This window comes from Providencia sp. M-27, from assembly GCF_011077905.1.
Taxonomy (GTDB): domain Bacteria; phylum Pseudomonadota; class Gammaproteobacteria; order Enterobacterales; family Enterobacteriaceae; genus Providencia; species Providencia huaxiensis.
The window spans coordinates 1-591 of sequence record NZ_JAALBT010000074.1; the positions used below are offsets into that span (position 1 = coordinate 1).

The 591-nt window shown below is 53.8% G+C and carries 1 protein-coding gene; it reads left to right on the top strand.

Features of this window, described 5'->3' with window-relative positions:
* Window positions 1–63: 63 nt before the first annotated feature.
* A partial coding sequence (locus G6Q48_RS21985) for an IS6-like element IS26 family transposase (protein WP_060617161.1) occupies window positions 64–591 on the top strand: 528 nt, incomplete at its 3' end.

A 591-nucleotide genomic window follows, 5' to 3' on the forward strand; every position in this document is an offset into this window, starting at 1 on the left:
GGCACTGTTGCAAATAGTCGGTGGTGATAAACTTATCATCCCCTTTTGCTGATGGAGCTGCACATGAACCCATTCAAAGGCCGGCATTTTCAGCGTGACATCATTCTGTGGGCCGTACGCTGGTACTGCAAATACGGCATCAGTTACCGTGAGCTGCAGGAGATGCTGGCTGAACGCGGAGTGAATGTCGATCACTCCACGATTTACCGCTGGGTTCAGCGTTATGCGCCTGAAATGGAAAAACGGCTGCGCTGGTACTGGCGTAACCCTTCCGATCTTTGCCCGTGGCACATGGATGAAACCTACGTGAAGGTCAATGGCCGCTGGGCGTATCTGTACCGGGCCGTCGACAGCCGGGGCCGCACTGTCGATTTTTATCTCTCCTCCCGTCGTAACAGCAAAGCTGCATACCGGTTTCTGGGTAAAATCCTCAACAACGTGAAGAAGTGGCAGATCCCGCGATTCATCAACACGGATAAAGCGCCCGCCTATGGTCGCGCGCTTGCTCTGCTCAAACGCGAAGGCCGGTGCCCGTCTGACGTTGAACACCGACAGATTAAGTACCGGAACAACGTGATTGAATGCGATCAT